Here is a 250-nt window from a genome sequence, read left to right as displayed (position 1 = left end):
GGTGTCCGGCGCGCTGTGCGTCCGACAGCCGCTCCAGCACCAGGACGCCCACGCCCTCGGCCCAGCCGGTGCCGTCCGCCGAAGAGGAGAACGCCTTGCAGCGCCCGTCCGGCGACAGCCCGCGCTGCCGGGAGAACTCCACGAACGTGCCCGGTGTCGCCATCACCGTGACCCCGCCGGCCAGCGCCATGGAGCATTCGCCCTGGCGCAGCGACTGGGCCGCGAGGTGCAGCGCGACCAGCGAGGACGA

1 protein-coding gene is annotated in these 250 nt (G+C 74.4%); it reads right to left on the bottom strand.

All coding sequences use genetic code 11. From position 1 onward, the window contains the following. On the bottom strand, window positions 1-250 hold a 250-nt coding region (locus G3I42_RS10155; protein ID WP_164284470.1), incomplete at both ends, for a beta-ketoacyl synthase N-terminal-like domain-containing protein.

Origin of the sequence: Streptomyces sp. SID11385 (assembly GCF_010548245.1) — a bacterium.
GTDB lineage: Bacteria > Actinomycetota > Actinomycetes > Streptomycetales > Streptomycetaceae > Streptomyces.
The sequence above is the reverse complement of the archived record's forward strand: the minus strand, read 5'-3'. Positions and strand labels throughout refer to the sequence as shown.